Here is a 23,389-nt window from a genome sequence, read left to right as displayed (position 1 = left end):
GGCCTCTACACGACTGCCGGAGCGATACCCAACTTTCCCGCGAGTTTCGCGAGGTAACCGGTCGCGCGCTCCACCGAGTCGTCGGGCAGGCCGTACAGCACTGTCGTGACACCGATCTCGCGCCACTTCTCGAGTTTCTCGGGAACCGGTCGGAAGTCGAGGACGACGATCTCGGGATCGCCGGTGCGACCTGCGTCGGCCCAGATCTGCTTGAGCAGCGACACCGAACCCTCGATGTCCTCCTCGCCCGGGGTGGTGATCCAGCCGTCCGCGCTGCGCGCGATCCACTTGAAGTTCTTCTCGTTGCCCGCCGCACCCACCTGGACCGGGATGTGTGCCTGGGTCGACTTGGGCCACGCCCAGCTGGGACCGAATTGCACGAATTCGCCGTCGTATTCGGCTTCTTCCTCCGACCACAGCGTCGACATCGCCTCGAGGTACTCGCGCAGCATGGTGCGCCGGCGCTTCGGCGGCACGTTGTGGTCCGCGAGTTCGTCGAGATTCCAGCCGAATCCGACGCCGAGGGTCACCCGCCCGTTCGAGAGGTGATCGAGGGTCGCGATGGTCTTGGCCAGCGTGATCGGATCCGATTGCACCGGAAGGGCGACCGCCGTGGCCAGACGGATGCGTTCGGTGACCGCGGCGGCGGCGGCCAGCGATGTCCACGGGTCGAGCGTGCGCATGTACCGCTCGTCGGGCAGGGTCTCGTCACCGGTGCGCGGGTGCGCCGCGTCGCGCCTGGTGGGGATGTGCCCGTGTTCGGGAACGTAGTAGGAAGCGAATCCCGCGTTCTCGATGAGTGGGGCGAGGACGTGCGGCTTCAATCCGCGATCACTGGTGAACTGCACGATCCCGAAATCCATGGTGCCCTCCGACGGCGTCGTTCGGCCGCCCGGGACGGCCGGACGGTTGACTGGACACCAGTCTAGGTGATCGGCGTCACTCAGACCAGAGGAGGACCGGGGCTCGGACGCGGTCAGTGGCGTGGATCGGTGCGGAACCCGGGGAGGATGAAGACCTCGAGGTGTCGTCGGACCTGGGATGCGTCGTCGATGTCGACGGTCTCACCCGGCGACGTACCCAGGCTGATCAGCACGCGGGCAACCCATTCGGACACCTCGCGCAGGTCATGTCCAGGATGGATCTCGCCCCGGTGCGCGGCGTGCTCGACGAACGGGAACCAGAACGCGGCGAGGTCGGGGACGAGCTTGACGACGCCCACGCCGGCGCATTCGGCGAACTCGGTCGGTTCGTCGGTGCGCAGCCGCATGAGTAGGGTTCCGGGGTCGTCGTACGCGCCGCGGCCGATCCGCACACCGGCAGTGAGCCGGCCCGCGAAGTCGTCGATCCCGTCGAGTTCGGCGCGTGCGTCCCGCCAGAAGGACTCGGTGAGGCGCACGATGGTGGCACCGATCATGGACGGTTTGTCGGGATAGTGCCGATAGAGCCACGCGCGCGAGACCCCGGCCGTCTCGGCCACCTGCTGCATCGTCGTCGCGCGAATCCCCTTGTCGGCGAGCAGCTTCTCTGTCGCATCGAGTAGGCGGTCCTGGACCGTGGTGGTCGGGGCTTCGGTCACGGACACTCCTGCGGTCACGGTCTGCGCGCACTGCTGCGTACTCGTCGGCGGTTCCGGCGAACGGACGACGGCGTCGTAGACAGTTCGCGGATTCTGTGTACACGATACGTCGCATCGTGTAGACACAAACCAGAATGTGTCTACACGCATGACCGAGACCCATACGACCGAACCACGACGTGTCCGACGAGGGGGCAGTGTGCCTTTACCAACCACCGCGATCATCGGGGCCGGCATCAGCGGTCTGACCGCAGGCAAGATGCTCACCGATTACGGCGTTCCGTACACATGCTTCGAGAGTTCCGACCGGGTCGGCGGGAACTGGGCGTTCGGCAATCCGAACGGCCACAGCAGCGCATACCGCTCGTTGCACATCGACACCTCCAAGCACCAACTGTCGTTCCGGGACTTCCCGATGCCCGACGAGTACCCGGACTTCCCGCACCACACCCAGGTGAAGGCCTATCTCGACTCGTACGCGGAGGCCTTCGACCTCTACTCGTCGATCGAGTTCACCAACGGCATCGAACACGCGACCCGACTCGACGGCGGCGGCTGGGAACTGCAGACCCAGCTGGGCGAGCGACGCCGGTTCGATCTGCTCGTCGTCGCCAACGGGCACCACTGGGACCCCCGGTGGCCGGACTTCCCGGGCGAGTTCGACGGCATCGAGATGCACGCCCACCACTACATCGACCCGCGCACCCCGCACGACTTCATGGGCAAGCGCATCCTGGTCGTCGGACTCGGCAACAGCGCGGCCGACATCGCCGTCGAGCTGTCGTCGAAGGCACTGGACAACAAGCTGACCCTGTCCACGCGGTCGGGTGCATGGATCGTCCCGAAGTACTTCGGCGGCAAACCGGCCGACAAGTACTACCGGTCGACGCCGTACCTGCCCACGTCGTGGCAGCGGAAGTTCGTCCAGGTCATGCAGCCCGTGACGGCAGGACGTCCCGAGGACTACGGACTACCGACGCCCAATCACAAGTTCTTCGAAGCACATCCGACCCAGTCGGTCGAGCTGCCGCTCCGGCTCGGCTCCGGTGATGTCATCCCCAAGCCCAACATCAACCGATTCGACGGGTCGACGGTTCACTTCGACGACGGCACCTCCGATGATTTCGACATCATCATCTACGCAACGGGATACAACATCACCTTCCCGTTCTTCGATCCCGAGTTCATCAGCGCCCCCGACAATCGGATCGACCTGTACAAGCGGATGTTCTACCCGGGGATCGACGACCTCGTCTTCGCCGGTTTCGCGCAAGCGGTCCCGACGCTGTTCCCGTTCGTCGAATGTCAGGCCCGCCTGATCGGCGCGTACGCCACAGGTCACTACCGGCTCCCGTCGGTGCCGGAGATGCGGCAGACGATCGAGGCCGACATGCACTACTACACCGGCCACATGCTCGATCGCCCGCGGCACACCCAGCAGCTCGATCACTATCTGTACGAACACAACATGCGGACCAAGGAGATCCCGGCGGGCATCCGCCGGGCCCAGCAGCAGGGGCCGACCGAATGGGCCGGCGTCGCCTCCGAACTGGTCTCGAAGGGAGCCTCGGCATGAGCACACCGGACGGTGCGACCACCGTGCGCTTCTCCTCGTCGGACGCCGAGTGCGACGCCTGGTTCTTCCCGGGCGCGGCATCGTCGCCCTTCGAGGTCGACGGCACACGGCCCGTCGTCGTGATGGCCCACGGCTTCGCCGGGACCAAGGACTCCGGTCTGGGCCCCTACGCCCAGCGCTTCGCCGAGGCGGGCCTGGCGGTGCTGGCGTTCGACTATCGCGGCTTCGGGTTGTCGGGAGGAGAACCACGGCAACAGATCTCGCTGGAACGTCAGGCCGACGACTACCGTGCCGCGATCGTGGCCGCGAAGAAGCAGCCGGGCGTCGATCCCGGTCGGATCATCCTGTGGGGTGTCTCGCAATCCGGTGGCCATGCACTGACCGTGGCCGCGGACCGCGAAGACGTTGCCGCGGTGATCGCCGTCATCCCCTTCGTGAACGGGCCGGCCGCCGGCCGGGTCGCCTACGCGCAGAACGGCGGGGCGGCGATCGCGAAGTCGACCGCGACCGCGGTGGCCAGTGCGGTGTCGCGACGCCTCGGACGTGCCCCGAGGATGATGCGAGTCGTGGGGCAACCCGGCGACACCGGCGCCGCGCTGACGGCGCCCGGTTATCAGGAGAGCTACCAGGCGATTGCCGGCCCGTCCTGGCGCAACGAGGTCGACGCCTCGGTCGGCCTGGAGATCGGGGGCTTCCGCGCGGACAAGTATGCGCATCGGGTCTCCGCTCCGGTGCTGTTCCAGATCGCCGACTTCGACTCCGTCGCACCGCCATACGCCGCGTCGAAGACGGCCTTCAAGGCACGCGCCGAGGTGCGGCACTACCCGTGCGACCACTTCGACGTGTTCGCCGGGAACGACTGGTTCGAACCCTGCGTCAAGCACGAGATCGGTTTCCTGACACGGCATCTGGTTACCAAGGGCCACCCCGTCGAGGCCGGGGCCCGATGAGTCGGGCGATCGTCGTCGGCGGCGCCTCGGGTATCGGCCTCGCCACCGTCGACGCGTTGGCCGATGCCGGTTCAGAGGTGGTCGTCGCCGACGTCGACCTCGTGCGCGCCGAGGCGGTCGCCGCCGAACGAGGCGATGCGGTGCGCGCGGTCCGGCTGGACGTCACCGACGAGGACTCGGTCGCAGCCGTTTTCGAGGATGTGGGCGAGTTCGACACCGCGGTGAACTGTGCCGGACTCTCCGACCCCGGACCGCTCACCGACCTCGAGTTGAGTGCGTGGCGCCACACCGTCGACGTCTGTCTCACCGGAACGTTCCTGGTGGTCAAACACGCCGGCCGACGGATCGTCGACGGTGGGTCGATCACCTGCATCGCGTCGCTCAACGGTCGGCAACCCGGTGCGGGGATGGGCGCGTACTGCGCCTCGAAAGCCGGTGTGCTGATGCTCGTCGAGGTCGCCGCCCTCGAACTCGCCGAGCGTGGGGTCCGGGTCAACGCGGTGTCACCGGGACTGGTGATGACCCCGCTGACCGAGGGGATCGGTTTCGTCCCCGGTCTGACCGAGGACTACCTCGACAACACCCCGCTGGGCCGCAGCGGTGAGACGTCCGAGATCGCCGACACCATCGCATTTCTCGCCTCCGACAAGGCTGGATGGATCACCGGCGCCGCCTTCGACGTCAACGGCGGTGCGCACCTGAAACGCTATCCCGACGTGCTGGGCAAGGTGCGGGCGCTGGCCGCGGAAGCCTAGCGCCCGCTCTCGCCTCGCGTCAGACCTTCGGTGTCAGCGGCGCACCGACGTCACCCGAATCGCGACGCAGGACGCGCAGCGATCCCTCGACCCTGACCTCGGTGAACTGCCCGGTTTCCAGTGCCTGGCAGTAGATCTCGTACGGCGGCCGTCCGCCGTCGGCCGGGTCGGGGAAGACGTCGTGGATGAGCAGGGCGCCGCCGATACGAACCCATGGCGCCCAGCCGTCGAGGTCGTTCTGTGCGGCCTCCATGCTGTGGCCGCCGTCGATGAACACGAAGTCGGCCGGCGTGCCCCAGACCCTCGACGCGACCGTCGACGGTGCCAGCACCCCCACCACGGTCTGGTCGAGTCCGGCGTCGAACATGGTGCGGCGGAAGCGTGCCGAGGTGTCCAGCGTGCCGGTGTGCGCGTCGACGAGCGATTCGTCGTGGTACTCCCACCCGGGCTGGTGTTCCTCGGAACCGCGATGGTGGTCGACGGTCACGATGACGGCCCCGCGCGCCTCGCCCGCGGAACCGAGGAACACCGTCGACTTGCCGCAGTATGTACCGATCTCGACGCCGACCTTCGTCGAATCCGGTTGCGACAGATACTCTCCGGCGATCTCGAACAGCGTCTGCGCCTCGTCGAGCGGCATGAAACCGGGGGCCTCCTCGGCGACTCGGAGGCGTTCGGGGGACGGTGCGCTCGGCAGCTGGGCCGTGGGGTGTGACATGGCACCAGATCCTATCGGGTCTGTGAGCGCCGCCGCGTAGGGTGAGCCCTATGAAAGCTCAGGTACTCAATGCAGAGACAGGCCCCTCCGGACTCGAACTGAAAGACGTCCCGGACCCTGTACCCGCCGACGGTCAGGTCCTCGTCGATGTGAAGTCATGTGGGGTGTGTTTCCCCGATGTCCTGATGAGCCAGGGCAAGTATCAGCTCCGCGTCCCCACGCCGTTCACGCCCGGAACCGAGGTGGCCGGGGTGGTGCGCTCGGCGCCCGAGGGATCGACGGTGAAGGTCGGTGACAAGGTCCTCGTCGCGTCGATCGTGGGGGGTTTCGCCGAACAGGTCGCGGCCGCACCCGAACAGCTGCTCCCGCTGCCGCAGGGGCTGAGCTTCGAGCAGGGCTCGGCGATGGGCATCAACTACCAGACGGCCCTGTTCGCGTTGAAGACCCGTGCCCACCTGCAGAAGGGTGAGGTCGTGGGAGTGCTCGGTGCTGCCGGTGGCGTCGGCACCGCGTCGATCATGGTCGCCAAGGCGCTCGGCGCGAAGGTCGTCGCGATCGTCCACCGCAAGGGTGCCGAAGAACTGCTGCGGAGTGCCGGGGCGGACGAGATCGTGCAGCTCGAAGAGGGCTGGGGGACCGCGCTCAAGGAGATCTTCCCCAAGGGTGTCGACGTGATGATCGATCCGTCCGGCGGCGAGGTGTTCGACGAGGCGTTGCGCCAGGTGGCGCCCGACGGCCGGTACGTGGTGGTCGGCTTCGCGGCGGGCGGTATCCCGACCGTCAAACTCAACCGCGTCCTGTTCCGCAACATCGCGGTCGTGGGTGCCGCGTGGGGCGAGTACGTGCGCACGCACCCGGAGCTGAACCTCCCCGCGACCCTGCACGAGGAGCTGTCCCAGATGATCGCGGACGGCATGTCCCCGCAGGTGAATGTGACCTACACGCTCGATCAGCTGCCCGAGGCGTTGACCGATCTGGCCGAAGGGCGGATCCTGGGCAAAGCGGTCGTCAAGATCGGTGACTGAGGTCCCCACCTCGGTTCGGCCCCGGCGGCGACCCGCACCAGCATCCGACCGAAGGGATCTGCCATGTGCCGCAACATCACCGAACTCCGTGGTCTGGAACCGCCGGCGACGGGGGACGAGATCGAGGCCGCGGCTCGGCAGTACGTGCGCAAGGTGAGTGGGGTCCGCCATCCGTCGGCGGCGAACGTCGAGGCGTTCGAGGCGGCGGTCACCGCGGTCACCGCGGCGACGCGGACCCTCCTCGACGTCCTGCCGGAGCGTCGTCAACCGCCGAAGACCGTGCCCCCGCTGCGTCGGCCCGAAGTCCAGGCACGCATCGCTGCCCGAGGCTGATCGCGATCGCCGTCGAGGTTCAGCAGTGGGTATCGCCCGGCGATACCCACTGCTGAACTCGTCCTGACTGGATGGGGGACTACGAGCCGGCGGCTTCGTCGCTTCCGGTGACAATTGTTTCGGCGATGTCCCACAAGAGGTTGTCGAAAGCCTCGATTGCGTAGAAGAGTGCAGACAGCATGATTTTTCCCGCTTTCACTTCGAATTCGACAGTGGACGCAGGCCGCAACAAAACCGCACGTCGACGGCCTGTGGGATAGCGGGATGGGCGCCAGAGATTCAAGAGGGGGTTGATTTCCGGCGCGGCGAAGAATGATGTTACAAATCCCGAATCCCTGTATCATTGGTAGCACGAGCACCGCTTTCCGACAAGGAATTCGTACATCCGGATTGAGAATCCTCGGGGGTCACTCCGCACGGCGTCCTCGACGATCGGCGCGGGCGGACGTGGCCGACGGTCGCGCTCGACGCACGCCTCGCAGGCGCCGCTACGGCGACGACCCCCTGGTCAACCGGGTTAAACTCACCGGCGGGCAAAAATTTGGGACACCTCTTGCGCGTGCGGATAGTGTCGACACGGTGTCCAACCACAGATCCCGTAGCGCCCGACGGGACGCGCCGCGCGCCGTCCGCGTCGTCGCGCTGGCCCTCACGGCCGCCATCGTCGGACTGCTGACCATCCTCGGCGCACCCGCACCCCGTGCGCAGGCCGCTCCGGCCGACAGCTGCGCACCGGCCGGCCTCGCGTCGGCGTCGGCGGCTCCGGTCAACCTCGCCGCCGCGGATCAGGGCGGGGAAGACCGCTACACCACGGCGTCGACCACGCCGCTCGACCAGATCGACGTCGGCCAACTGGAGCTGCTGTCGCCCGGCAAGATCTCCGTCGGCACCCTGTCGGACGCCGGCCCGAGCATCTGCGTGAACAGCGCGGGCAACTTCACCGGCTTCGACAACGAACTCCTCAAGGCCGTCGCCGCGAAGCTGGGTCTGCAGATCGAGTTCAACGGCACCGAGTTCGCGGGGCTGCTGTCGCAGGTGGCCAACAACCGCTTCGACGTCGGATCGTCCTCGATCACCACCACCGACGACCGTCGCAAGACCGTCGACTTCACCAACGGTTACGACTTCGGCTACTTCTCCCTCGTCGCGCCGACCAGTGGTTCCATCAAGAGCTTCGGTGACCTGTCGGCGTCCACACGTATCGCCGTCGTCCAGGGCACCGTGCAGGACGACTACGTCGTCAACACGCTCGGACTCGACCCGGTCAAGTTCCCCGACTACGCCACCGCCTACGCGAACCTCAGGAGCGGCCAGGTCGACGCCTGGGTCGCGCCGTCTCAGCAGGCCGAGGGTGCGGTTCGTGAAGGCGATGGCACCGCGATCGTCGAGAACACGTTCAGCGTCAACAACTTCGTCGCCTGGGCGGTCGGAAAGAACAAGCCGCGGCTCACCGAGGCCCTCAACTCCGGACTCGACGCCATCATCGCCGACGGCACGTACGCGAAGCTCTACGTCGACTGGGTGCCCCGCGAACTGCCCGAGGGCTGGAAGCCCGGCAGCAAGGCCGCTCCCACGCCCGAGCTCCCCGACATCGCCGCGATCGCGGCCGAGAACGCCGAGAAGGCCGGGCCCGCGGAGGAGACCGCGCCCAAGAGCACGCTCCAGCAGCTCGGCGACACGTTCTTCAACTGGGATCTCTACAAGGAGTCATTCCCCGAGCTGATCAAGACCGGTCTGGTCAACACCCTGATCCTGTCGCTGGTATCGGGAGTCCTCGGCACCATCCTCGGCATGATCCTGGCGATCTGCGGCATCTCGCGCTCGCGCTGGCTGCGCTGGCCGGCGCGGGTCTACACCGACATCTTCCGCGGATTGCCCGCGGTGGTCGTCATCCTGATCGTCGGTCTCGGCGTGGGCCCGGTCGTCAAGGGCATCACCGGCAACAACCCGTACTGGCTCGGTGCCGTCGCGCTGGCCCTGCTGGCCGCGGCCTACATCGGTGAGATCTTCCGGTCCGGGATCCAGAGCGTCGACGACGGTCAGCTGGAGGCCTCACGGGCCATCGGCTTCAGTTATCGCGAGTCGATGCGGCTCGTCGTCGTGCCGCAGGGCGTCCGACGGGTGCTCCCGGCACTGATGAACCAGTTCATCAGTCTGATCAAGGACAGCTCGCTGGTGTACTTCCTCGGGTTGCTGGCGAGTCAGCGCGAGCTGTTCGCCGTGGGCCGCGATCTGAACGCGCAGACAGGCAATCTCTCGCCGCTCGTCGCCGCGGGCATCATGTACCTGATCCTGACCATCCCGCTGACGCACCTGGTCAACTACATCGACCGGCGCCTGCGCACCGGACGACCGGCCGACGTCCAGGACGACCCGCTGCCCCCGACCGTCGTCGAGAAGGGATAGGCCCGTGCCTGATCTCCACAAGTCCGACTCCCAGGCCTCGAATGCCTCGTCGTCGGGTTCGCCCGCGCCCACCCCGCGGAAGGCCGTCTCGCTGACCGGGACCGATCTGCACCTGTCGTTCGGCAAGCAGCGTGTGCTTCGGGGCGTCGGCATCCAGGTCGATGCCGGCACCACCACGACCGTCATCGGGCCGTCGGGATCGGGCAAGTCGACCCTCCTGCGGGTGCTGAACCGGCTACACGAACCCGATCAGGGGGACATCCTGCTCGACGGTAGGTCCGTGCTCAAGGACAACCCGGACGAGCTCCGACGCCGGATCGGCATGGTGTTCCAGCACTTCAACCTCTTCCCCCACAAGAGCGTCGTCGACAACGTCGCACTCGGACCGCGGAAGCTGAAGGGCCTGAGCAAGGACGAGGCCCGTGAGGTCGCCCTGCGGCAGCTCGAGATCGTCGGGCTGACGAACAAGGCCGACGTGCGCCCGGCACGCCTTTCGGGAGGCCAGCAGCAGCGCGTCGCCATCGCACGAGCACTTGCCATGACGCCGGAGGTCATGTTCTTCGACGAGGCCACGTCCGCGCTCGATCCCGAGCTCGTCAAAGGTGTGCTCGCACTGATGGCCGACCTGGCCACCGAGGGGATGACCATGGTGGTGGTCACCCACGAGATGGGCTTCGCGCGCAACGTCTCCGACAACGTGCTGTTCATGGATCACGGAGCCGTCGTCGAGACCGGCCGGCCGGAACAGGTCTTCGACGACGCGAAGTCCGACCGCCTGCGGACCTTCCTGTCCCAGGTCCTGTAAGCGCTCGCCGGACGCCTGGGTCAGCCGATTCCGAAGAGCCTGGAGCCGTTGCGGTAGAACACGTCTCGGAGCCAGTCGGCCCCGAGGTCGAGGCGGATGATCGCCTCGAGGGCGTGGGTGTAGCCGTACGGGATGTTCGGGAAGTCGCTGCCGAACAGGATCTTCTCGCCGGCGTCGGCCAGTCGCGGCAGGTAGTCCGCCGGGAACGGGGCGTCTTCCTCGGCGAAATCGGTGAACGCCATCGTGGTGTCCAGGTGCACGTTCGGGTACTCGAGCGCGAGGTCGAGGAATGCGGTGTACTCGGGCATCCCCATGTGCGCGACGATCAGCGGCAACGACGGAAACCGGTGCAGCAGTTCGCGGATCGGTTCGGGTCCGGTGAAGGTGCCGGGCGCGGGCCCCGACCCGCAGTGGATGATGACCGGGACCTGCGAATCGGCGATCTGGGACCACACGCCGTCGAGAAGCGAATCGGTGGGGGAGAAGTCGCCGACCTGGATGTGGCACTTGAACACCTGGGTTCCCGCTTGGATGGCGCGGGAGACATAGGTGTGGGCGGACTCCTCCGGATAGAACGTCGCTGTGTGCAGGCAGTCGTCATGGCCCGCGGCGAAGTCGTGCGCCCAGCCGTTCAGCCACTCGGCCATGTTCGGTTTGTGGGGGTACACCAGTGACGAGTAGGCCCGCACCCCGAAGTCCCGCAGCGTGGACACCCGGACGTCCTCGTCGGCGCGGTAGGTGATCGGCCACTCGCGTCCGACCAGTGGCCCGACCGAGTCGAAGTAGGCCCAGACCTTGTCCATGACCGGGCGCGGCATGAAGTGGGTGTGCACGTCGACGATGCCGGGCAGGTCGAGGTCTGACCAGATCGCGCGCACCCGCTGCGCCTCGTCGGTACTGAACGGCTCGGGGGTCACGGGAACGGCACTGTTCACCCCAGAGACCGTACGCCGGGTGTGGCGCCGGCCGCGAGTCCCGATCAGCGGACGCCCGGCATCGCCGGCGCGATGAGCACCTTCCGGTGGTCGTTGGGCGCGGCGAGCTCCCGGACCACACGGTCCACCTCGCCGAGCCCGACGATCTCGCTGACCAGCGTCGACGACCCGATCACACCCTTGCTCAACTCGGCTGCGGCGGTGCGGAACTCGCTCGCCGTGTAGTACGAGACAAAGTGCATCGTGGTCTCTTTCACGACCCCGGCGACCGGCATGAACGAGTCGTCGCTCAAGCAGACGCCCGCGATGACGACGGTGCCGTGAGTCGCGACCGCGTCCAGCGCAGTGGCGATCATCCCCGGCTTGCCCACGCACTCGATGACGACGTCGAAGCCCGATTCGACCTGGGCGGGGAGTTCGTCGGGGGTGCACACCGCGGACGCGCCGAGATCGAGTGCCGCCGCCCGCCTGCCCGGGGACGGGTCGGAGCACACCAGCTCGGTGGCCACTCCGCGTGACAGCCAGTGCAGCGCAGCGAGACCGACTGGTCCCGCGCCGAGTACCAGCACCCGATCGCCGGGACGGACGGACGCGCGGGTGACGGCGTGCAATCCAACTGCGAGCGGTTCGACGAGCGCGCCGTCGACCGGGTCGATGCCGTCGAGCAGCACGCTCTCGGCCGCCCCGACCGCGACGAACTCGGCGAGCCCGCCCGGCAGGATGCCGAGTCCCAGGGTTCGTGCCGATGGGCAGCGGGCGACGTCACCGATGAGGCAGGCGCGGCACCGATGGCACCCGATCACCGGCATGGCGGCCACGGGGTCGCCGACTCGAAAGGAGTGGGGGACGTCCGGGTCCTCGGGTCCCACACCGACGACCTCGCCGGCGAACTCGTGACCCATGATCGTCCCGCTCGGTAGCAGCGGCGCGGTCGACAGATCGGAACCGCAGATGCCGTTCGCGGCCACGCGCAGTACCAGCTCGCCGGGACCGGGGGTGGGGTCGGGTCGGTCGTCGACGACGAATCCGCCCGAGATGAACTCGCCCGCGCCGGACTCTCCCGGGGCGGTCACCGCGGCGCGCATCAGCCCGCCGACCAGCGCACCGACGGGACGTCGGCCGTGGACCGGGGCACGATGAACACGCCCTCGGCCTCGCAGGTCACCCCGTCGGCATCCGAGATCGTGCCGCGGACGATGCGTTTGCGTCCGTTTTGCTCGGTCACCCACGCCTGCGCGACGAGCGCGCCCAGCGGTGTCGGCCGCCCGTACCGGACGGTGAGGGTGCCGGTGTAGCAGGGGCCCTCCACACTCGCCGCGTTGCCCAGGACGTGATCGAGGACCAGCGCGCACACCCCGCCGTGGACCTGCCCGGGTGGACCCTCGTAGGCCGCGCCCAGCGTGAATTCGCTCCGGACCCCGTCGGCCACGTGCACGACGTCGAGCGGCGGCGCCAGCGCGTTGCGGACGCCGATGACCGCGTTTCCCCAGGCCATGCCGGTGTTCTCGCGCGTGTGTCGGACCCCGAAGGCGCCGTCCATCTGCCGACTGCGCAGGTCGGCCACCACCTCGGCGATCCGCCGGCGCGCCTCGTCGAGGTCCTCCTCGGCCACCTCGGTGCGGATCACCGCGTCGACGAGATCGCGAACGGTGTCGGTGAGCGGGGTGTAGACCGCGCGGCGACGCGCGACCTCGGCTTCGGAGATGTCCTCCAGGATGAACTCCATGTGGCTACCGATCAGTCAGTTGTGGCATAGGTAACGAAGTGTGGCGACGCTATGTAGAACGTGTTCTAATTCAACCACTAGAACGTGTTCTCATTTTGCGGTTCCGAGGACATCGACCCCGGTCGGAGGGCTCGCCCCGGCTGATCAAGCGGTGATCCGCGCGAACCACAGATGCAATCCCACAGGAGATGTGATCGATGAGCGCCGAGACCTTCGACCTCACCGCACGCGACGAGACCTGGGTGAAGCGGGTCCTGCCCGTCCTGAAACTCGTGGCGAAAACCTATTTCCGGTCCGAGGTGCGGGGTATGGACAAGGTGCCCGACGGCGGTGCACTGCTCGTGTCCAACCACTCCGGCGGACTGATGGCCTTCGACGTCCCGGTGATCAGCGTGGCGTTCGCCGACGAATTCGGGGCGGACCGGCCGCTGTACACCCTCGCCCACGACCTCATCTTCACCGGGGCGGGCAGACAGATCTTCGGCAAGGTCGGGTTCCTCCCGGCTCACCCGAAGAACGCGGTCGCCGCGCTGCGGGCGGGCGCTGCGACGATCGTGTTCCCCGGCGGCGAATGGGAGGCTCTCCGCCCGAGCAGCCAGAGCGCGACCATCGACTTCCACGGTCGTACCGGCTACATCCGCACCGCTCTCGAGGCCGGCGTGCCGATCGTCCCCATCGTCACCATCGGTGGGCAGGAGACGCAGCTGTTCCTCAATCGTGGCGACACGCTCGCTCGAATCCTGCGACTCGACAAGCTGATCCGTACCGATACGGCACCGTTTGCCTTCGGTTTCCCGTTCGGCCTGACCGCGCACCTCCCGCCGAACATCCCGTTGCCGTCGAAGCTGGTGACGGAGGTTCTCGACCCGATCGACATCACCGCCGAGTTCGGCAACAACCCCGAATACGACGAGGTGGACCAGATGGTCCGCAAACGCATGCAGCACGCACTGGACCACCTCGCCCGCGCCCGCCGGTTCCCGGTTCTGGGCTGACCACGAGGAGACGACGATGATCTCGCACCTCCGCGAGCGCGTCACCACCGCGTTGTGGCTCGTTCGTACCCTGAACCGCAGCGGCTTCCTCGGCTCGTCGAGAGTCGACCGCTATATCCGTATGGGGCTCAACCTCCGTCGGCACGGCGGTGCGTCCCCGGTGAGCGGGATCGGCCTCGCCGCGGCGCGCGATCCAGATGGCATCGCGCTCATCGACGAGGCGGGACAGCTCACCTGGCGTGAACTCGACGCCCGCTGCGACGCACTCGCCGTCGGACTCCGTGACCTCCCCGGCGCGTCCGTAACCACCGTCGCCATCCTGTGCCGCAACCATCGCGGTCTCATCGAGGCGCTCGCCGCGACGTCGCGGCTCGGTGCCGATGCCGTGCTCCTCAACACCGGCTTCGCCGGACCCCAGCTCGCCGACGTACTCGCCCGTGAGCAGGCCGACGTCCTCATCGCCGACGACGAGTTCGACGCCGTCGTCGAGCCTGCGGCGCAGCGACTTCCGGAGATGAGGCGAATCCACGCGTGGACGGAGGGCGAGTCGGACCGGGGCGCCACCGTCGACGGCCTGATCGGTGCGAACAGCGGAACCCGTCCCGGACGGCCCGCTCGCGCCGGCCGCATCGTGTTGCTGACCTCGGGAACCACCGGAACGCCGAAGGGAGCGCGTCGCGGCGGGAGCACCGACGTCGCCTCCCTGGCGGCGATGCTGGACAGGATTCCTTGGCGCGCAGGCGAATCGACTGTCATCGCGGCGCCGATCTTCCATGCGTGGGGGTTCGGGCAGGTGGCGATCGCGGCGACGATGACGTGCACGATGATCATGCGCCGCCGCTTCGATCCGGTGGCGACGCTCGAACTGGTCCGCGACCACGCGGCGACCGGCCTCGCCGTCGTACCGGTGATGCTCGAGCGCATCACCGATCTCCCCGACGAGGTCCTCGACGACCATCCGATGCCGACTCTGCGCTTCGCCACCGCGAGCGGGTCGCGGATGCGCTCCGACGCACTCGTCGCATTCCTCGACCGGTACGGCGACGTGGTCTACAACAGCTACAACGCCACCGAGGCCGGGCTCATCACCACCGCCACCCCCGCCGATCTTCGCGTCGCGCCGGACACCGCCGGTCGACCGCTCATCGGTACCAGTGTCCGCATTCTCGGCGACGACGACCGAGAGGTCCCCGTCGGCGAGGTCGGCCGCATCGTGGTCGCGAACAACTCCGGCTTCGACGGCTACACCAGTTCGGACTCCAAGGCTTTCAGCGACGGGCACATGGTCTCGGGCGATGTCGGCCGCTTCGACGAGAACGGCCTGCTCTTCGTCGTCGGTCGCGACGACGAGATGATCGTGTCGGGCGGGGAGAACGTGTACCCGCTCGAGGTCGAGCAGGTCATCGGCGCCCTCGACGAGGTGCTCGAGGTCGCGGTGACCGGTGTCGACGACGACAGATTCGGTCAGCGACTCGTCGCCCACGTGGTGCGGGCCCCGCGAGCGCAGATCGGCGCCGACGACATCCAGCAGCAGGTCCGTGACCAACTGGCCGGGTTCAAGGTCCCGCGCGACGTGTACTTCCTCGACGAACTGCCGCGCAACGCCACCGGCAAGATCCTCAAGCGCGAACTCGATGCCGGCCCGTCGAATCAACGGAAGGTGAGCTGAATCATGCATTCTGTCAGGCAGATCGACCGATCCAGCAGAACTCCGGACGCCGAACGGATGTCCGGTCCCGACGCGCTTATGCTCAACATGGAGTCGGCGTCGAACCCGATGCACACGCTCAAGGTCGCGGTTCTCGACACCGCCCGGCGGGGCCGTCCTCTCAGCCTGACCGAGATCGCCGGCGTCCTGCCCGACCACCTCGGGATGTTTCCACGCGCGACCCAGCGGCTCGCCTGGGCGCGCGGACACGGCGCCCGTCCGTTCTGGGTGCGCGACAACGACTTCGACGTGTGGCAGCACCTGGACGAGCGATGGGTCGCCGCGCCGGGGGGACGTGCCGAGCTCGACGAGATCCTGTCCGAACTCGCGGTCCGGCAACTCGACCGCAGCCGACCGCTGTGGGGGCTGACCCTCGTTCACGGTCTCGCCGGCGGGCGGCAGGCGGTCGTGGTGCGCGTCCATCACGCCGTCGCGGACGGACTCGCCGCACTGAACACCTTCATGGCCGCCACCGCCGGGCCCGACGAGCGCGTCGGACAGGCGCCGGTCGACCGCACCCGGGTCGATCACGACGACGACGAACTCACGCGTGCAGCGCGCTCGGAGTCCCGGCGCATGATCCGCGATCTGCCGTCCGCGGCGTCGGCCCTGGTGCGCGCATTCTCGGCGAAACGCAAGGCCGGCAACGCCGACCTCATCCCGAAACCGTTGACGGTCCGTCGGACGAGCTTCAACGCGCGCAGCGGCGCCGACCGGATCTGTGCGTCCGGGGACATTCCGCTCGCCGCCGTGCAGCGACTCGCGCTCGCCACCGGCACGACCGTGAACGGTGCGCTGCACGGGGTCATCGCCGGGGCGATCCGGGCCGAACTGATCGCTCGCGGCGAAGAACCGGGAGTCGCGGTGTCCATCTTCGGAGTGTGCAAGGACCTGGCCTCGACGCGTGTTCAGGGCAACGAGATCGCCACGGCCATGGCGTATCTGCGGTCGGATCTGGCCGACCCGGTCGAGCGGATCGCGGCCACGGGGGCGAGCTGCGCCGCCACCGTGCACTGCCGGCGCGCCGTCGGATTCGAACTCACCGACGTACTGGCCACCTACACCGGACGGCTCGGCCCGATCTTCCGCGGTCTGGCCGCGAATCGTGCACCGCTGGTGATGAACAACATCACCACCGCCAACATGCCCGGTCCGCGCACCACGCGGTGGGTCGGGGACATCGAGGTCGTCGACTGGATCTCGTTCGCACTGGCCATCGCTCCAGCCGACGTCAACCTCACCACGTACAGCTACGCCGGCAAGCTCAGCATGGGCCTCATCGCGACGCCGGAGTCGATGCCCGACCCCGCCCGGTTCCTGAGGCGGGTGGCGGATGCGGCCGTCGAAGCCGCTGACGCGCTCGAACGGCAGACGGTGGGCGAGAACGAGAGCGACGACGCGATGGCGCAGGAGGCGAGTTGATCGACTGGGAGTCCGGAGCAGCTCGGTTGGGGTTGTTCGCGAAGGTGGTGCCGCGTGCGATCGGCAGTTCGCGTGCGGCCGGTCGCGGCGACCCGGAGGCGGGCGTTCCGGCGGCGGACTGCGGTCCGCGGATGGTCGGGGAGACCGCCGTCGACGAGCTGTTCATCGCGATCAACTCGGTGATCCGGGACATCCCGCCGATCGAGTTCGTGGAGCAGTGCGTACACCGATGCACCGGTGTCGCAGAGGAGTTGGCCGCGTTGGGACCCTCGGGAATCCACCTCGACCCCGGGCCGCCCGGCATCGTCTCGCGTGACCGGAAGACCTTCGGGACCACCTCGTTCGATCACATCGACTACTCGGTGGCAGTGCCCCTCCCGGAGTCGATCGCCGCCGCCGACCCCTACGCCGACGGGATCGCCTCGGTGCGTGTGCTCTCGCGGCGCCGGGCCGGTCGTCGCTGGCTGATCTGGGTCCACGGGGCGGCGCAGGGGCGCGCCGACGATCTCTACGCGTTCCGCGCGGCCAACCTGTACAACAAGCTGGGCTACGACGTGGTGTTCCCCGTCCTCCCGGCACATGGCTCCCGCCGAGTCGAGAAGGTCGCCTACCCGGGCTTCGATCCGCTGGTCAACACCGTCATCACGATTCGGGCGATCGCCGAGATCCGTTCGCTGATCACCTGGATCGAGGGTCAGGAGCCCGCCGACATCGCGATCGCGGGGACTTCGCTCGGCGGCCCGATCGCGGCCATGGTCGCCTCGATGGATCCCCGCGTCAGTTCGGTCCTCGCCGTCGTGCCGATGCTGGAGATGCACGCCACCCTCGCCCATCACATGGAGCGCGGCGGATCCAAGGGCCGTCATCTGGCCTCGCTGATGCGCAGCGAACCGGTCCGCGCGGTGTCGTCGGTGATCAATCCGCTGTCGGTGGAACCGATTCCGACGCCCGAGCGGCGAATGGTCGTCGCGGCGCTCAACGACCGCGTCACCTCGGTGTCCGCCGCCCAACAGCTACACCGCCATTGGGGCGGTCAGGTGCACTGGTACTCCGGTAGTCATGTCGGACACGCCATCTCGGGCAGTATCCGGCAGGCCACCGACGAGTTCCTGCGCGCCTCCCCGCCCTCGGCCTCTCGGTCCGACAACGAACCCGGCCTGCGCTCGCTGATGTGAGGGCAGCGCTGTTCCCGTCAGAAAGAAGACAAGACCATCGGCCCGCCCGGTCACGAATCAGGTTGAGTGAGTGCGCCACTCGGGCGCCCTCCGCTGCCCGAAGTTGTTGCGCGTATGGGCTCGGGCGTCCGTTGCTCCCTGAGGTGTTGCGCGTATGGGCTCGGGCGTCCGTTGCTCCCTGAGGTGCGAGGAGCGATAGCGACGAGCCTCGAAGGGTCCGGTGAGGGATGAGCCCTTCGAGGCTCGCTTCGCTCGCACCTCAGGGGGCGGGGTGGGCTCGTTTCGCTCGCACCTCAGGGGGCTGGGTGGGCTCGTTTCGCTCGCACCTCAGGGGGCGGGGTGGGCTCGTTTCGCTCGCACCTCAGGGGGCTGGGTGGGCTCGTTTCGCTCGCACTTCAGGGAGCCGCGACAGCCGCTCCGAGGCGCTCGTGCACGCGCGGGACCACCTCCGCCGCAAAGCGTTCCATCTCGGCCTCGAAGGGCTGGAACTGCAGCATGAACGTCTCGATCCCGGCCCGATGGAAGTCCGCGATCCGGTCGGCCACCTCGTCGTAGGACCCGACGAGCCCGGCTGCGGTACCGCCGTTCGTGCCGATCGCGGGGTAGCGCGCGAACGTCTGGAACATCACCGCCTTCTCGTCGGCACCGCCGGCGATGTTCGCCAGGACGGGCTGATCGAGCTCGTTCAGCTTCCAGTGGTGATCGAGCTCGCGCTGAGCGGATTCGGCATCGTCACGGGCGATCACGAAGGCCGACAGTCCGTAACGGATAGGCGCGCCGGTCCGTTCGCGCCGGCCGACGTCGGCGATGAGTTCTCGGACCCGCTCAGTCGGTTGACCATTGATGAACCACACGTCGCCCTGGGCCGCCACCAGGTCGCGGGCCGGATCGGATTCTCCGCCGACGTAGATCTCCGGACGTGACCGGAAACGTCCGGTGGGGTTGATCTGATAGTCGTCGATGCTGAAATACCGTCCCTCGTGCGAGACCCTCTCCCCGCTGAGCAACCTGCGGACGATGGTCAACCATTCGGCGCCGTACCCGTAGCGATCGTCGTGCTCGGGGAACGCGATCCCGGCCTTCTCGAGCTCGGGGCGGAACCATGCGTTGACGACGTTCAGGGACAGTCGACCACCGGAGATCTCCTCGATGTTGGCGGCCTGTTTGGCCAGCACCACCGGATGGAACAGCAGCGGCTTGATGGCGGCGATCAATTCGATCGTGGACGTCGACGCGGCGAGTGCGGCTGCCGATGTCCATGTCTCGAGCTGATCCCATTCCGGCGAGAACGGGTTGATCACGTGCTGGGCGATCAGTGTGCTGTGAAACCCGAGTTCCTCCGCGCGGCGGACCAGTGCCAGGTTGCGCTCCCAGGACGCGTCTACCGGGTCGGCGGGATGATGTGCCGAGGCCCACGTGCCGTAGACATTGGCCCACACACCGAATCGAGGCCCGGTCACGGGTTCGGTCCCGGGGTGGGACGCTGGAGCCAGGAGTCGAGTTCGAAGTCGTCATCGATGCTGCCCTGTTGGACCAGGAAGGCTTTGGTGCCGGTGAGCAATTCGACGGCGCGCGCGGGGAACGCCTCCTCGGAATAACCCTCCGGGTTGGCCGCGGCACGGACCGCGGCTTCGGGTGCCTTGGAGTTGCCCAGCTCGAATCGCAGGTACTCGTCCCAGTTCGCCTTCGCGAAGCGGACCGACGACGCGTGCAGTTGCTGCCACGTCGCGGCGAATTCCGGGTTCTTCTCCAGGAACTGCTCGCTGCTCACCGTCACGCTGGTGCCGGCGAGATCGGGATGGTCCCGGTAGACCGAGTCCACGAGGTGGAACCCCTTGCCCTCGAAGGTCTGCAGCGCCACGGACGGGATGACGCCGGGCAGCGCCGCGCCGTCGATCTCACCAGAGTTCAGCGGAGCCTCCTGATCGGCCGGATACAGGTGGATCAGATTCGCGGTGATGCCCCGCTCGGCCAATGCGCCCTGTAGATAGCGGTCGATGTAGGACCCCTTCGGCACGCCGATGTTCTTGCCGGCCAGATCGGCCAGCGAACGGATCGACGGGTCTTTGGCCACCACACCGGCATCGTTGTCGAGCTGGTTGATCGTCAACAGGCGGGTTTGCAGCCCCGAGCCGCGAGCGACGAGCGCGGGGGTGTCGCCGTAGCTCGCGACGTCGAGACGTCCGCCGATCAGCGCCTGGTTGAGGTCGGGTCCGTTCGGGAAACTGAAGACCTCGACCTTGTTGACGCCCAGCGGTGCGAAGGCCCCGAGCAGTTCCCCGCGACTGTGGGCGAAGCCGACCGGTCCGGCGATGACGTTGCTCGAACCGATCACCCCGATCCGGAGCGTGTCGATGACGTCGCGCTGCGCCGACGACGAGTCTTCGGATCCGCAGGCGGCAATTGCCGTCAGCGCCACGCCGGCCGACAGCAGTGCGATCGCGCGTCTGATCCGACGCAGCGGTGGTCCGAAAGATGTTCTGGTGGGCATGGTTTCTCTGTTCTGTGAAGCTGGGAGCGGGGGAACGAGGTGAGCCGGTCAGTCGGTGTGCTGCTCGACGAGCCGGGGTGGCGGGTCTCCGTGCGGGATGGGCGGTCCGACCGCGGTCAGGCTTCCGGGCGAGCGTCCCTTGCCCCAGCCGAGACGTTCCCGATAGGTGCCGACCAGCTCGAGCGGCACGGTGTCGCCGGCGCCGAGCGGGGACGACTCCGGACTCACGTAGAGAGCATCGGTGGGGCAGTACGCCTCACACATGAAGCATGTCTGACAGTCCGATTGCCGGGCGATCGTCGGCACGCCGTCGGGCCCGGTGTCGAAGACGTTGGTGGGGCAGGCATTCACACACTTGTCGCAGGCGATACACGCCGATGCGACGACGAGCTCGATCATGCGGGAACACCGACGGCGAGCCGCGGAGCGGGGTGGCCGGGCCGGCGGGCGGTCGAACCGGGTGTCGCGACCCAGACATCGGTGAGTCCTCCGGTGCGGACGTGATCGCCCAGTGCCGGGTCGAGGTCGGGGTGGTCGGCGCGCTTGCTCATCCCGCGGGATTCGGTGCGGGCGAGCGCGGACCGGTAGATCCACCGTCCGACGGCGGTGATCGCCGCGGCCTCCCGGGCACGTATGCGCCCTGCCGGTGTGCGGGCGCGGTAGGCATCTCCGGAGAGCTCGTCCCACAGCGAGTCCAGTGCGCTGAGCGCGGGCGTCATCCGGTCCCCGTGGCGCAGGTAGTTCTTCTCGAAGGGGATCAACTCCCGCTGTGCCGCGGTCACGACCTCGTCGGGCGTGATCCCGCGCCGAGCGGCGCCCGGTCCGGCGGTGACCAGTCCGACCGTGCCGGTACCGGTCAACCGGTCGAGCGGGATCGCCCCACCGTTCTCGCGGGCCGCGCGTGCCGCGGCCGCACCGGCGAAGCTGCCCGACGACATCGCCCAGGCGGAGTTGTGGCTGCCCCCGCCGGTGAAACCGCCACAGATGCGTTCCCGGGTCGCGGCGTCGCCGGCCGCATACAGGCCCGGGACCCCGGTCCAGCACTCGTCGTCGACGATGTCGATGCCACCGGTACCGCGCACGGTGCCCTCGGCGAGCAGGTCGACCTCGAACCGGTCGGTGAACGGGTTGATCCCACGGCGGTCGAACTGGAGAAAGAAGTTGGGTTGGCCCAGACGCATCTGTGCCGCCACCCGCTCGTCCGCCCGATCCAGTTGCGCGTAAACCCTCTCCTGCAACAGAGTTCGCGCGATCACCGAACGGCCTTTCGTCGACCCCGCGCCCTCGACGATGCGTCCATCGGCGTGGAAGAAGGTGGCGTAGCCGTAGTACGCGGTCTTCGTCACCGTGGAGCCCTTCGGGACGATCGCGTAGGCGTTGGCGAATTCCATGCCCGAGAACGAAGCACCGACCTCGGCCGCCATGAGGGCGCCGTCGCCGGTGTCGACGTTGCTGCCCAGCGCCTTGGACAGGAATGCGCATCCGCCGGTCGCGACGACCACCGCGCCGGCGGAGACCCGGAAGTCGCGGCCGGTCTGTCGCTGGTGGCCGGCGGCGCCCCGAACGGCCCCTTCGCTGTCGGTGAGGAGTTCCAGGACCGGGGAGTGGTCGAGGATCCGCACGCCGCGGCGTCGAACCCAGGCGCGCATGCGACGCATGTACTCCGGACCCTGCACCCCTGTGCGGATGGGCTCCCCGGTGTGCTCGTCGACCGGGAACGGGTACCGGCCCTCGGTGCCCAGCCGGTGCATGTTCGCATACGTCTTGTCGAGGACGCGGTCCATCCAGGAATGGTCTGCGAGATACCCGCCGAGTGCTTCGCGACTCGCCTTCGCCGCCGAGCGCTTCTCCGGGTCGGGAGCGACGTACCAGACGCCGGTCCCGGCCGGGGCCGTCGTCCCCGATGAGCCGCAGTAGCCCTTGTCCGCGAGGATCACCTCGGCTCCGGCGTCGCGGGCGTGGATGGCGGCCCAGGTGGCAGCGGGGCCGCCGCCGATCACCAGCACGTCCGTGGACAGGGTCAGAACATCAGACATGAGTGAACTCCCGGGGTGTCGGTGTGGGGTCGGTGGATTCGGCGTTGCTTGCGCCGACGCCCAGTCCGGCGAGCAGTTGCGAACGGAGGGCTACGAACTCGGGGTCGGTGATCCGGCGTGGCCGTGGCAGATCGACGACGATGTCCTGCGCGATCCGGCCGGCTCGCAGGATCAGCGCGCGATCCGCGAGGAGTAGGGCCTCCTCGACATCGTGCGTCACGAGCAGCGTTGCCGGACGGTGTGCTTCCCACAGGCGGGCCACGAGACGCTGGGCGTTGATCCGGGTGAGGGCGTCGAGCGCGCCGAAGGGTTCGTCGAGCAGCAGCAGGTCGGGCTCCCGGACGAGTGCCCGTGCGAGCGCGGTGCGTTGGGCTTCGCCACCCGAGAGGGTGGACGGCCAGGCGTCGGACTTGGCCGCGAGCCCCACCTCGTCGAGTGCTCGCAGAGCGCGGGCCTCGGTGTCACCGCCCCGTAACCCGAGGGCAACGTTGCGCCACACTGACATCCACGGCATGAGCCGATGTTCTTGGAAGACGATCGCCTTCGCCGATGGCGCCTCGATCGTTCCGGTGAAGCCGCGGTCGAGACCGCCGATACCGCGGAGCAGCGTGCTCTTCCCGGAACCGCTCGCGCCGAGCAATGCGACGAATTCGCCCCGTTCGATGGTCAGATCGACACGGTCGAGCACTCGCCGACCGTCGAATTCCCGTGCGGCCCCGGTGACTCGGACGCCGTCGATGCGATTCTCCGTCAT

22 protein-coding genes are annotated in these 23,389 nt (G+C 68.0%); 11 read left to right on the top strand and 11 right to left on the bottom strand.

Annotated elements, in window-relative coordinates; genetic code table 11:
- Window positions 1-5: 5 nt before the first annotated feature.
- Window positions 6-863 (bottom strand): LLM class F420-dependent oxidoreductase, encoded by an 858-nt coding sequence (locus ABIC25_RS23625; RefSeq protein WP_354563412.1) that lies wholly within the window; start codon window positions 861-863, stop codon window positions 6-8.
- 113 nt (window positions 864-976) lie between these two features.
- Complete coding sequence (locus ABIC25_RS23620; protein WP_033206310.1) at window positions 977-1,585, bottom strand: TetR/AcrR family transcriptional regulator; 609 nt, start codon at window positions 1,583-1,585, stop codon at window positions 977-979.
- 193 nt (window positions 1,586-1,778) lie between these two features.
- On the opposite strand from ABIC25_RS23620, the gene ABIC25_RS23615 reads away from it, so the two are divergent.
- Genes ABIC25_RS23615 through ABIC25_RS23605 form a run of 3 tightly spaced genes read left to right on the top strand, consistent with a single transcriptional unit; the run spans window position 1,779 to window position 4,860 of the window.
- Window positions 1,779-3,155, top strand: coding sequence for a flavin-containing monooxygenase (locus tag ABIC25_RS23615; protein WP_354563411.1), 1,377 nt, complete (start codon window positions 1,779-1,781; stop codon window positions 3,153-3,155).
- Complete coding sequence (locus ABIC25_RS23610) at window positions 3,152-4,105, top strand: alpha/beta hydrolase (protein ID WP_354563410.1); 954 nt, start codon at window positions 3,152-3,154, stop codon at window positions 4,103-4,105. The genes ABIC25_RS23615 and ABIC25_RS23610 overlap by 4 nt, the downstream gene beginning before the upstream one ends.
- Window positions 4,102-4,860, top strand: a complete 759-nt coding sequence (locus ABIC25_RS23605; RefSeq protein WP_354563408.1) for an SDR family NAD(P)-dependent oxidoreductase — start codon at window positions 4,102-4,104, stop codon at window positions 4,858-4,860. The genes ABIC25_RS23610 and ABIC25_RS23605 overlap by 4 nt, the downstream gene beginning before the upstream one ends.
- A gap of 19 nt (window positions 4,861-4,879) precedes the next feature.
- Here the strand turns inward: ABIC25_RS23605 and ABIC25_RS23600 are convergent, their stop codons facing one another.
- Window positions 4,880-5,578, bottom strand: coding sequence for a class I SAM-dependent methyltransferase (locus ABIC25_RS23600; protein ID WP_354563407.1), 699 nt, complete (start codon window positions 5,576-5,578; stop codon window positions 4,880-4,882).
- A 50-nt stretch (window positions 5,579-5,628) separates the two neighbouring features.
- Between ABIC25_RS23600 and ABIC25_RS23595 the strand changes: the two genes are divergently transcribed.
- The 4 genes from ABIC25_RS23595 to ABIC25_RS23580 all read left to right on the top strand — a co-directional run bounded on the left by ABIC25_RS23595 (window position 5,629) and on the right by ABIC25_RS23580 (window position 10,147).
- A complete protein-coding gene (locus ABIC25_RS23595) occupies window positions 5,629-6,603 on the top strand; it encodes an NADPH:quinone oxidoreductase family protein (RefSeq protein WP_354563406.1) in 975 nt (324 codons plus the stop codon).
- Window positions 6,604-6,666: 63 nt separating this feature from the next.
- The gene (locus ABIC25_RS23590; RefSeq protein ID WP_064570998.1) at window positions 6,667-6,936 is read left to right on the top strand and encodes a DUF2277 domain-containing protein; all 270 of its coding nucleotides are present in this window, start codon (window positions 6,667-6,669) and stop codon (window positions 6,934-6,936) included.
- 579 nt (window positions 6,937-7,515) lie between these two features.
- Entirely contained in the window at window positions 7,516-9,342 is a 1,827-nt protein-coding gene (locus ABIC25_RS23585; protein ID WP_354563405.1) for an ABC transporter substrate-binding protein/permease, read from the top strand.
- Between the two features lie 91 nt (window positions 9,343-9,433).
- A complete protein-coding gene (locus ABIC25_RS23580; protein WP_354563425.1) occupies window positions 9,434-10,147 on the top strand; it encodes an amino acid ABC transporter ATP-binding protein in 714 nt (237 codons plus the stop codon).
- A gap of 20 nt (window positions 10,148-10,167) precedes the next feature.
- Here ABIC25_RS23580 and ABIC25_RS23575 read toward each other — a convergent pair whose 3' ends face one another.
- From ABIC25_RS23575 to ABIC25_RS23565, 3 genes are read right to left on the bottom strand one after another with little or no spacing between them, the layout of a single operon-like run.
- Window positions 10,168-11,082, bottom strand: coding sequence for an amidohydrolase family protein (locus ABIC25_RS23575; protein ID WP_354563404.1), 915 nt, complete (start codon window positions 11,080-11,082; stop codon window positions 10,168-10,170).
- Between the two features lie 44 nt (window positions 11,083-11,126).
- A complete protein-coding gene (locus tag ABIC25_RS23570; RefSeq protein WP_354563402.1) occupies window positions 11,127-12,167 on the bottom strand; it encodes an alcohol dehydrogenase catalytic domain-containing protein in 1,041 nt (346 codons plus the stop codon).
- A complete protein-coding gene (locus ABIC25_RS23565) occupies window positions 12,167-12,808 on the bottom strand; it encodes a PaaI family thioesterase (RefSeq protein ID WP_354563401.1) in 642 nt (213 codons plus the stop codon). Before ABIC25_RS23565 ends, ABIC25_RS23570 begins: the two co-directional genes overlap by 1 nt.
- 197 nt (window positions 12,809-13,005) lie before the next feature.
- Between ABIC25_RS23565 and ABIC25_RS23560 the strand changes: the two genes are divergently transcribed.
- From ABIC25_RS23560 to ABIC25_RS23545, 4 genes are read left to right on the top strand one after another with little or no spacing between them, the layout of a single operon-like run.
- Entirely contained in the window at window positions 13,006-13,803 is a 798-nt protein-coding gene (locus ABIC25_RS23560) for a 1-acyl-sn-glycerol-3-phosphate acyltransferase (RefSeq protein WP_239399726.1), read from the top strand.
- A gap of 16 nt (window positions 13,804-13,819) precedes the next feature.
- Window positions 13,820-15,472: an AMP-binding protein gene (locus ABIC25_RS23555; protein ID WP_354563400.1), complete on the top strand. Its 1,653-nt coding sequence runs from the start codon at window positions 13,820-13,822 to the stop codon at window positions 15,470-15,472.
- 3 nt (window positions 15,473-15,475) lie between these two features.
- Complete coding sequence (locus ABIC25_RS23550; RefSeq protein WP_004022622.1) at window positions 15,476-16,933, top strand: wax ester/triacylglycerol synthase domain-containing protein; 1,458 nt, start codon at window positions 15,476-15,478, stop codon at window positions 16,931-16,933.
- Window positions 16,930-18,108: an alpha/beta hydrolase family protein gene (locus tag ABIC25_RS23545; RefSeq protein WP_354563398.1), complete on the top strand. Its 1,179-nt coding sequence runs from the start codon at window positions 16,930-16,932 to the stop codon at window positions 18,106-18,108. Before ABIC25_RS23550 ends, ABIC25_RS23545 begins: the two co-directional genes overlap by 4 nt.
- Before the next feature lie 395 nt (window positions 18,109-18,503).
- On the opposite strand, the gene ABIC25_RS23540 is transcribed toward ABIC25_RS23545, so the two are convergent.
- Genes ABIC25_RS23540 through ABIC25_RS23520 form a run of 5 tightly spaced genes read right to left on the bottom strand, consistent with a single transcriptional unit; the run spans window position 18,504 to window position 23,389 of the window.
- Entirely contained in the window at window positions 18,504-19,568 is a 1,065-nt protein-coding gene (locus ABIC25_RS23540) for an LLM class flavin-dependent oxidoreductase (protein ID WP_354563397.1), read from the bottom strand.
- The gene (locus ABIC25_RS23535; protein ID WP_354563396.1) at window positions 19,565-20,599 is read right to left on the bottom strand and encodes an ABC transporter substrate-binding protein; all 1,035 of its coding nucleotides are present in this window, start codon (window positions 20,597-20,599) and stop codon (window positions 19,565-19,567) included. Before ABIC25_RS23535 ends, ABIC25_RS23540 begins: the two co-directional genes overlap by 4 nt.
- A gap of 48 nt (window positions 20,600-20,647) precedes the next feature.
- A complete protein-coding gene (locus ABIC25_RS23530; RefSeq protein ID WP_004021158.1) occupies window positions 20,648-20,998 on the bottom strand; it encodes a 4Fe-4S dicluster domain-containing protein in 351 nt (116 codons plus the stop codon).
- A complete protein-coding gene (locus tag ABIC25_RS23525; RefSeq protein WP_354563394.1) occupies window positions 20,995-22,635 on the bottom strand; it encodes an FAD-binding protein in 1,641 nt (546 codons plus the stop codon). Before ABIC25_RS23525 ends, ABIC25_RS23530 begins: the two co-directional genes overlap by 4 nt.
- Window positions 22,628-23,389: an ABC transporter ATP-binding protein gene (locus ABIC25_RS23520; RefSeq protein ID WP_101822298.1), complete on the bottom strand. Its 762-nt coding sequence runs from the start codon at window positions 23,387-23,389 to the stop codon at window positions 22,628-22,630. The genes ABIC25_RS23525 and ABIC25_RS23520 overlap by 8 nt, the downstream gene beginning before the upstream one ends.

Source organism: Gordonia sp. PvP123, from assembly GCF_040547295.1.
Taxonomy (GTDB): Bacteria; Actinomycetota; Actinomycetes; order Mycobacteriales; family Mycobacteriaceae; genus Gordonia; species Gordonia terrae.
Note: the sequence above shows the minus strand (reverse complement) of the source record. Positions and strands in the feature narration are given on the sequence as shown.